This window comes from Variovorax sp. P4_D9 (assembly GCF_056401695.1).
Window position 1 is genome coordinate 1 of record NZ_JBFUIU010000427.1, and the last position, 7,834, is coordinate 7,834.

The 7,834-nt window shown below is 62.7% G+C and carries 7 protein-coding genes and 1 pseudogene; 4 read left to right on the top strand and 4 right to left on the bottom strand.

Going from position 1 to position 7,834, the window contains the following annotated elements:
* Positions 1 to 496: 496 nt before the first annotated feature.
* Positions 497 to 925: a hypothetical protein gene (locus AC1DY5_RS33780; protein WP_478118627.1), complete on the bottom strand. Its 429-nt coding sequence runs from the start codon at positions 923 to 925 to the stop codon at positions 497 to 499.
* 452 nt (positions 926 to 1,377) lie between these two features.
* On the opposite strand from AC1DY5_RS33780, the gene AC1DY5_RS33785 reads away from it, so the two are divergent.
* Positions 1,378 to 2,298: a lipid-binding SYLF domain-containing protein gene (locus tag AC1DY5_RS33785; protein ID WP_478118628.1), complete on the top strand. Its 921-nt coding sequence runs from the start codon at positions 1,378 to 1,380 to the stop codon at positions 2,296 to 2,298.
* Positions 2,299 to 2,758: 460 nt separating this feature from the next.
* Here AC1DY5_RS33785 and AC1DY5_RS33790 read toward each other — a convergent pair whose 3' ends face one another.
* The 3 genes from AC1DY5_RS33790 to AC1DY5_RS33800 form a co-directional block, all read right to left on the bottom strand.
* On the bottom strand, positions 2,759 to 2,953 hold the full coding sequence (locus AC1DY5_RS33790) for a GMC oxidoreductase (protein WP_478118637.1): 195 nt from the start codon (positions 2,951 to 2,953) through the stop codon (positions 2,759 to 2,761).
* Between the two features lie 170 nt (positions 2,954 to 3,123).
* On the bottom strand, positions 3,124 to 3,714 hold the full coding sequence (locus tag AC1DY5_RS33795; RefSeq protein ID WP_478118630.1) for a hypothetical protein: 591 nt from the start codon (positions 3,712 to 3,714) through the stop codon (positions 3,124 to 3,126).
* A 304-nt stretch (positions 3,715 to 4,018) separates the two neighbouring features.
* A complete protein-coding gene (locus tag AC1DY5_RS33800; protein WP_478118631.1) occupies positions 4,019 to 5,125 on the bottom strand; it encodes an extracellular catalytic domain type 2 short-chain-length polyhydroxyalkanoate depolymerase in 1,107 nt (368 codons plus the stop codon).
* Between the two features lie 1,138 nt (positions 5,126 to 6,263).
* Here AC1DY5_RS33800 and AC1DY5_RS33805 point away from each other — a divergent pair.
* The 3 genes and pseudogenes from AC1DY5_RS33805 (at position 6,264) to AC1DY5_RS33815 (ending at position 7,523) form a co-directional block, all read left to right on the top strand.
* Positions 6,264 to 6,770, top strand: coding sequence for a hypothetical protein (locus tag AC1DY5_RS33805; RefSeq protein WP_478118633.1), 507 nt, complete (start codon positions 6,264 to 6,266; stop codon positions 6,768 to 6,770).
* Positions 6,771 to 6,945: 175 nt separating this feature from the next.
* A complete protein-coding gene (locus AC1DY5_RS33810; protein ID WP_478118635.1) occupies positions 6,946 to 7,149 on the top strand; it encodes a hypothetical protein in 204 nt (67 codons plus the stop codon).
* Positions 7,149 to 7,523 (top strand): annotated as a pseudogene (locus AC1DY5_RS33815) (DUF1214 domain-containing protein). The gene AC1DY5_RS33810 and the pseudogene AC1DY5_RS33815 overlap by 1 nt, the downstream one beginning before the upstream one ends.
* Positions 7,524 to 7,834: the final 311 nt, after the last annotated feature.

Sequence of the window (7,834 nt, forward strand, 5' to 3'; positions counted from 1 at the left end):
CCACATTCCACCACATTCCAGCACACGCAGGTCCTTTTGTGTACTTAGTGCCGCAATGACGGGCATTGGGCTTGGGCGCTGCAATTTCCGGAGGGACTGTTGTTGCGCTGTGAGTGTCCTAGAGTCCCCGTCATTGCTTGAGGCCGCCTGATCGGTGATTTGTCAGCTTTCCTTGCTACGGAGAGTTCGATGACGGATCAGGCAGAAGTAATCGCGGCCGCGCGTGCGCGGCGAGTACGTGTCTTGGCCCAGATGCCGACATTGGACTGACCCCTTTTCATCACTCGCCACCCAGTGCTGGCAAGAGTTTGCAATACCTGCCCATGGGTCGAAATTCCGACGAATGGGTCAATTCCGGACCGGCCGCAACACGCTGGCTCTGGCACCGTGTGCGACTCGATCACTCCAGGGTCGCCTCTGCGTCCGATGGTCGCGGCCGTCCACCAAGCCAGCCACGCCGTTCGACACCGGGCCGCGCGGCGCAGGCACCCTTCGTTCAGTGAACGCGATCCTCTAGGATGGCTTGCGTCACCATTCCCTGGCTGATGCGCCAGCGCGCCAGCATGCGGTCATAGACGAGGCGCTCGTCACGCGTGATGCGGCCGTCCGCAGTGATTACGGCGGCCGCGAGGCGGCAGACCAGGAGGCGCCGGTCCTCGCGAGCGACGGCGTTGAGCAGCGAATCATGGTAGACCAGATCGTCCACGCACATCCACGCCCGCTCGCACAGTCCTGCACCGACTTTGCGAACGCATAGCCGCGCCAATTCGACGAATCTTTGGCGCGTCACGCCGAGGCGGCGGAAGGCGTTGAGCTCGTCCAGCACGTGCAACTCACTATCTTCGATGCGCCCGTTGGCCGCCACCATCAACGCTACAGCATGGGCGGGCGCCTCGGCACCGAAGTTAAGCGATGGATATCCCATGAAAGCTCCTCAAGTGGCACGAACTCAAGCAATGGGCCGGGCTGGCGGGGGCGCGATAGAGTTCGCGAGTGTAGTTTCGCGCACGGCCGGTTTTCAGTCCTTGACCTCGATCAACAAACCCGCCACGAACACGCACCGAGAGGCTGCGCGGCCACGCACACGCCCCCACGATCGCCGCCGCCTTCGCCATGCCCTCGCCCCGCCATCGATCACCGATGGCAAAATTCTTGAGGTGTTGACAGCCATCTCGTCATCTTTAAGAATCATGTATTATAGATCTTTCAAGGCCTCTCACTCCAACCTCGGCTGAAGCGGACGTCAAGCGTCTGGTCCACGCTTTCTATGCCAGGCCTCGTTCCGCGATCCAAGAGATCAGCAATGGCCGCCCGGGCAACCCCTTTCCCGAGCCACTGCCGCGCCCGCCGGGCTACGGCTTCGACAACTACAAGCGGGTGTTCCGCCAGGCCACCAACCGAAAGCCGGCCAGCGAAGCCAAGATCGAGGACGGCGGCATGCCGAAGCTGGTGGCGGACATGGACCGCGCCGGCATCCAGGCAGGGCTGCTCGTGGGAGCGTCGAACAACGCCATCGGCAAGATCCGTCGCGACTACCCGACCAAGCCGCACGGTCGTGGCTCGGCACTTGGGGCCCCTCAGTGGTGCGCAGAAGACATGGCGGCAACGGTCGCCCGACCCATTGGAAGGCGCACAATGACACGGACTCGCGGTGCCTGGTCATACCCCCCGCTCGCTTTTCAGGAATTCGACATGAAACAACTTGACTGGATGGTGTTGTTGCTGCCCATCGTGGTATCGGCCTGCGCCGCGGGATCCACACATGGCGATAATTCTGTGCAGCCCACGCTGTCGCCTGCCGAAGTCCCAAAAGTCAAGGCTGAGATTCTCGCCATGCGCGACAAGACGCTCGACGAACTCTTTGCGCAAAAGCCCGAGGCCCGCGATGAGGTGAAGAAGGCGGTTGGCTACGCAGTGTTCGATTCCTCGCAGATCAACGTCGTGCTCTTCGTCGGGGCGCGTGGCACAGGGGTGCTGGTGGACAATGCAACGCAGGCGAACACCTTCATGCTCGCAACGAGGGCCGGCACCGGTCCGGGCGTCGGCTACAAAGATTTCCGCCAGGTGATGGTCTTCAAGAACAAGGAAGTGTTCGACCAATTTCGACAACTCGGCGCTGACGTCGCTGCGTCGGCCGACGCAACCATGAAGCTACGCGCCGAGGGATCGTCGGCGGACATGTCTATGTCCTTCAATCCCTTCATCTCCACCTACCAGTTCACCGACAAGGGCGTCTTGCTGCAGGCCAACTGGGGCGGCGCCGCCTTCGTGCCCTACGCCCAGTTGAATCAGCCCTAGCGGCGCCGCCTGGAGCCCTCTCGCCGTGGCGGTGAATGGAGCCTTCTGACATCTTCGCGACGTACGCCAACCAGCGCATGGAAGGCGTCCACCAGTTGCACCGGGTCATACGCCGGAGCGCTCGCCAAAGGCCATTCCCAGATGCGCGCGCTCTACGCCAACGTGTTTGCAGATGAGCGGTTGCGCGCTACGGTGGCGCGGCGAATCGTCATGGGCATCACCGTGGTGTTAGACCATGAGCGAAGGGAACAGAGGCACATGAGACCTACCCTTCGGGCTCCTCGTCACTCTGCAATTGCCACGTGGCTTCCTTGATCATGACATGAGATCGGCCATGTGAGCCGTCCCGACGCCTCAACGGCAGAACGGCAGAACGGGAGAACGGGAGCGGACCGGTGCCAAACGGCCAAGACGTCACGCCTCAGGCTTTTCACGGCCTGCGTGCGACGGGGCGCGCCGCTCACGGCGGCGGCTGTGCGCCTGTAGACAGCGCTACCGCAGCTTGAGCGACCTTTCTCGCGAGAACAAGGCCGGTCAACGTTGGGTTCACCGAGCCGACGGTGACGAACAACGACTGGTCCGCACAGAACGCGTTGCCCACATGGTGGCAACGGACATTCGTGTCGGTCACCGAACTTGCGGGTGAGGAGCCAATCCGCTATGTACCCGCCTCATGGTAGGTCGCGCCCAGTCCATCGCGGTTGCGGCTGACCACGCGTGGATTCGATCGTGCCGAGAGCCATGATCACCGCGCAGCCCGGCCGCACGGGCAAGCATCGGGTGCCCCCCGCCAATTCGACGTTGACCGACGAGACTGCGGCGTCCTCAACCCTCAGCCCGGTGACGTGGCAGTTTGGGACCACGAAGAGCCGGCGGTCCGAATCCGGGGCTCCCGCAGCTTGCCGCACCGCTTCGATGAGGCCGGTGGTGCTGCTGTATTTGTCGAAGCTGAACAGGCCCCATGCCGGCGATTGGCCCTGCACCGCGAGCGGCGGCTTCAACGGCATCCAGGTTCAGCCCGGGCATCGCCTGCACCGCGGCACCGATCTGCGTCTTGATTAGCTCGAACAGCGCGCCCTGGATGAAATCGGTCTTCACGTCGACGCCCGTCTGCTGTTCGAGCAGCGAGTAGTTCTGCTTGAGGTACTGGGCGACTGACGGTGGCCATTGCGCGAGATCTTCGCCCAGCAGGCGCGGGCACCATCCGCCCCAGTAGAGCGATTTGCCTCCCAGACAATAGGCTTGGCCGATGAACTCTGTATTGCTGCGCCAGGGCATTCCCCAGACGATCTCGCGCGCACTGCCCGGGTCTTCGCTCGGAGCGAGCGGCCGCGGCACGTGGAAGCCTATCTGCGGAAGGTTTTGCAGGTGCATGGGCAGCAGGAAGGCGCCCGCGTCCAGTACCAGCACCTTCACCCGCTGCCTCCCCCAGGCGATAGATCTTTTCGGCACAGTAGCCGCCGAACATGCCGCCACCAATGACGATGGCATCGAAGCGCCTGGTGTCGTCGTTGGTGGCTTCATCCCAGGTGCTGCATACATAGCGGCCAAGCACGTCGAGGCTCAACGTCGTGCGCTGGATGTCCAGCGGCGGTGAAATGGGCTGCCCTGAATCGACAAGATGGTGGAGTGGCATATTGCATCCCTTGTCGCTGAGAAACGAGGCTGGCCGTCGTCTCGTAGGGCTCCGGCGATCAGATGAGGCGGTGCCCCTGCTGGTCTAGCGTTGCAATGCGGCGATCATCGCGCGCACGGCGAGCATCTGCGGTGCCATTTGCGTGACCTGCCGGCTGATGAGGGCAATCGGCTGCGTGTACCCCCAGTAGTCCCAGCATGCGCGCGGGTTGTTCTGGTAGGCAACCAGCAGATTGCCAGTGTCGAACGGCTGCACCTGCGGATAGAGCACGACGATGCGGCTGCCGGCCGCCCAGCGGTTATAGCCGGCCTCGCGTGCGAAAAGATCACCGACCGTGCCACCGCGTTCGTCGTCGGACTCCCGCGCCTGCCGGCATCCGTGGAACACGACATGTAGTCGACAACGCGCGCCGGCGGCGGCACAGGTGTTCGGCACGTAGACGTAGCCGGTGTCGCCCAAACCGGTGTAGCCAAGCCCTGCGATGTACGGCCGCTGATCGAACTCGAGGAGCTGACCGTCGGTCGACTGGCCGCTCACGACCGTGCCCGGATACAACCACTTCAGCAGATCGCCGGCCGCATCGAGCGGGCAATCGGTGATGAACGGGTATGCCGACGACGCGCAGCCGACCGCATCTGCCGGTTTCGGCTGCACCGGCAGTCCGTGGCCAGAGCCGGCCATGTGGCGGTAACGCAGAAGAGAGGGTGACAGCTTCATTTGCGCCACATAGAACAGCTTGATCGCCTCAACGTTGGCGGGCGGCACGGTCGTGTCATTGCCGCCCGAGAACAGCCAAACGCGCTGTTCCTGGAGCTTACTGAGCGGATCGATCTGCTCGACCGCAGCCTTGCCTCGGGCCCGATTGGCGCTTTGGAACGCCAGCACCGAAGGCGTCGGCGTGCTGCACCACGGCGGAAGGACGCACGAACATCGTGTGGTGGCCTGTTGCACGTCGCCCTGCGCACAATCGTAGGGACCGCCAGCCAGCACGCCGACTCCCTTGACGCTGGCCGAGAACGCGACAGCAAATTGCGCCGCCATGTAGCCTCCGGACGAGATCCCGGAAACCGTGACTTTCGACTCAACGCCGAGCGGCGCTAGGGGCTGGGCGGCGATACTGCTACCGCACCAGAGCAAGAGAACAGTGAGACGCCGGATCCGGCAAAACCATTCGGTGTGGGGCATGGTCATACGCTCTCCAGTGCTGCGGTGGGAATCGTGCAGGCGAGGAACTTCGGGGGCGCGCAGTTCGGCGCGCCGACCACTAGTCCCTCGCAAGCCGGACGCACGTAAGCTTGTCGCCCGTTGGGCAGGCGGAGAGAATTATTCAGCCACGCGGCACGGCAATCCTCATCATTCTTGAGGAGAGCCTCGACGCGGCCGCCGAGGTCCGGCGCTGAGGCGAAGGCCAAGCACGTCGGCCTATGGCGCGAAGCTGACCCGACGCCGCCATGGGAGTGGCGATGGAGCAGAGATATCACAAAGGTCGTGCCATGAATTCGCTTTCCCCGATCCTTCTGGGCGCTGGCCTGGCGCTCGCTTGAGAAACAAGGCCTTCAACGCGATCTTCCTCATCGCGGCCAGGAGGCATGAGCACAACGTGATGCTGGCTGCACTCAGGGCCGTACTAAAGGTTCTTCGCGGCGAACTTGATGTGAGCGTCGGTGGCTTTCGGGCATCGCTGAAAAACGGCGAGTGTCCGACGGCCTCTGCATTCCAACATTGCGACCCCGCCTTTGGACGCAAATGTCGGCTCCTTGGGGCGGTTGCGCGACCTGGACCTCGTCGATCAGATCGTGGAGCAGGCCCAGCACATGCGGGCGCGCGGGAACTGCAAGATTTCAACGATAAGCACCTGCAGGCTTTCTTCGCGCACTTGCTGGTGACAAAACTGCATATCACCCTGCTGGGGCATATTTCTCCGGTGAACCAAACTTCCACCGAAGCCGAGACGCGGACCTTTGTAGCGAACATGCCGAAACCCATGGACGCCGCGGAGCTCGGCACGCTGAGGGTCTATCAGTGGCATAACCGGCGGAGGCCAAGGTCTCTCCGCGCAGGTCTAGGCGCGGCGCGGGTCTTAGTGCTCGCCCAGCTCGGCCCCGATCGCTTCGGTCGCTTCGGTCGCTTCGGTCGCTTCGGTCGCGCGGTTGTTGTAGTCCTCTGTCGGGTCGGCGATCGACACACATAGCTCGACGATCCTGAAGGCGAAGTTCCGCAAAAATGCACGTTTCCAAGCGAGACCTTGCCCCGGAATTCATACGCGTCGCAGCTCTCAACCGTACGATTACACTCAGTTCGTTCAATGGGATTGGGATTTGAGATGCACATGCGCAACGAGGACATCGATTCAGTGCCGCTTCACTTGGAGGACCACGCGGCGAGGCCCCGAAACCAAACGGATGCCATAACCTTCGCGAGGGCCGTGACCAACTTCTTCCGAAAGGACGGCAGCGCTGGGGCGTCCGAATCCATGGCTGCGGAGATCGCATCGGCCCCGCCTTCGGCAGAACTCACCCAATGCGCGCAAGCTACCTCGATGGCAATCCTCTACAAGCACTGGAACGCCATCAAGGCCGAAGGCATCACCGCGTCGCAGTTCATTGCGTTCCTGCAACCTCTTGCCGACCTGGATGGCATTGCAGTTTCCTACGCTCTCAGCGATGAAGACGGGAAGCGGCACGTCTACAACYACAGGCCCGAAGACCTGTCGCAGGAGTCCCCGTTGTCGCGAGCCATTCGCGAGAGGACGATCAGCAGGGAAAAGGCACTTACCTTCGCCCTGAACGAGGAGGGCAAGGTCTGGATCGAGAGCAACTTCATCGAGCTGAGATAAGCGTCGAAGGAGCGGGACCGGCGCGCACGGCAATGGAGTGGATGGCCCCAAGCGAAAGCCCATGAAAAAGCCCGGGCAAGACGTTCTTGGAAGCGGCAGGCTCATCGGGGGTTCCAGGCACTGCCCCAAAGAGTACCCCGGCTGGGCGTACTACCCCGGTTCGAGGTGGGCCAACATGCTGTGGCAGGGTGGGTTCAACTTCGAGACCCCGCCGCCCACGTTTGCCAAGGACGGCTTCAAGCCTTTGCCGCCGACCGGTGCGCGAACCCTCGACTCGCGGGCGGCTTTTTACTACGGCTACACGATGGACTCGCCGGGCATGATCATGCGGGTGCCCAACGTCGGATCGCAGTACCTGATGGGCTTCACGGATGCCTGATGGGCTTCACGGATGCCGACAAGAACGCTTTCGATGGCGGCAAGACCTACAAGGTGACCTTGCCGGCCAACATCCCCGCAGCCAAGTTCTGGTCCTTCACCGTCTACGACAACCAATCGCGCTCCATGCTGCAGACACCGCAGCGCTACCCGCGCGCAGGAAGCCAGACGTACCCGTCGCCGGCTGCCGCTGCCAACGCGGACGGCTCGACCACCGTCTAATTCGCGCCTTCCAAACCAGCAGCTRCAAAGGACGGCAACTGGATCCAGACGGTGCCCGGCAAGGGCTGGTTCACCATCCTGCGCCTGTACAGCTCGGATGAAAGCTTCTTCACCAAGACTTGGCGGCCGAACGAGATTGAATTGGTTCGCTGAGACTCAACTCTGCCGGAAGATGCCGCCGCCTTGCGCGGGCCTTTTACGCCTGAAAGAACCGATGTCATGCTTGCCGTGGTCGAGATGGCCGGGGTAGGGGTGCGTTGCCTGGGACGGAGCTGGAGGTTGAAGCGGCCAGGCGGATAGGAAAAAGCCCTCGATCAGCGAGGTGCCGAACGTCGGGGGTCACACAGCCATAACAAACGAGGCGTACCCTTCGTTCAGATGGTCCGCTGGCGCTGGTAGAGGCGCTTCGGCAACCCGCTCACTGAGAGCGGGGCCTCGATGCCGGCGGCCCGTCGCAATTCATG

Excerpts from the sequence above, each read along its gene's own strand:
- AC1DY5_RS33780 (WP_478118627.1), bottom strand. The coding sequence starts at position 925 with ATGGGATATCCATCGCTTAACTTCGGTGCCGAGGCGCCCGCCCATGCT.
- AC1DY5_RS33800 (WP_478118631.1), bottom strand. The coding sequence starts at position 5,125 with ATGACCATGCCCCACACCGAATGGTTTTGCCGGATCCGGCGTCTCACT.
- AC1DY5_RS33810 (WP_478118635.1), top strand. The coding sequence starts at position 6,946 with ATGCTGTGGCAGGGTGGGTTCAACTTCGAGACCCCGCCGCCCACGTTT.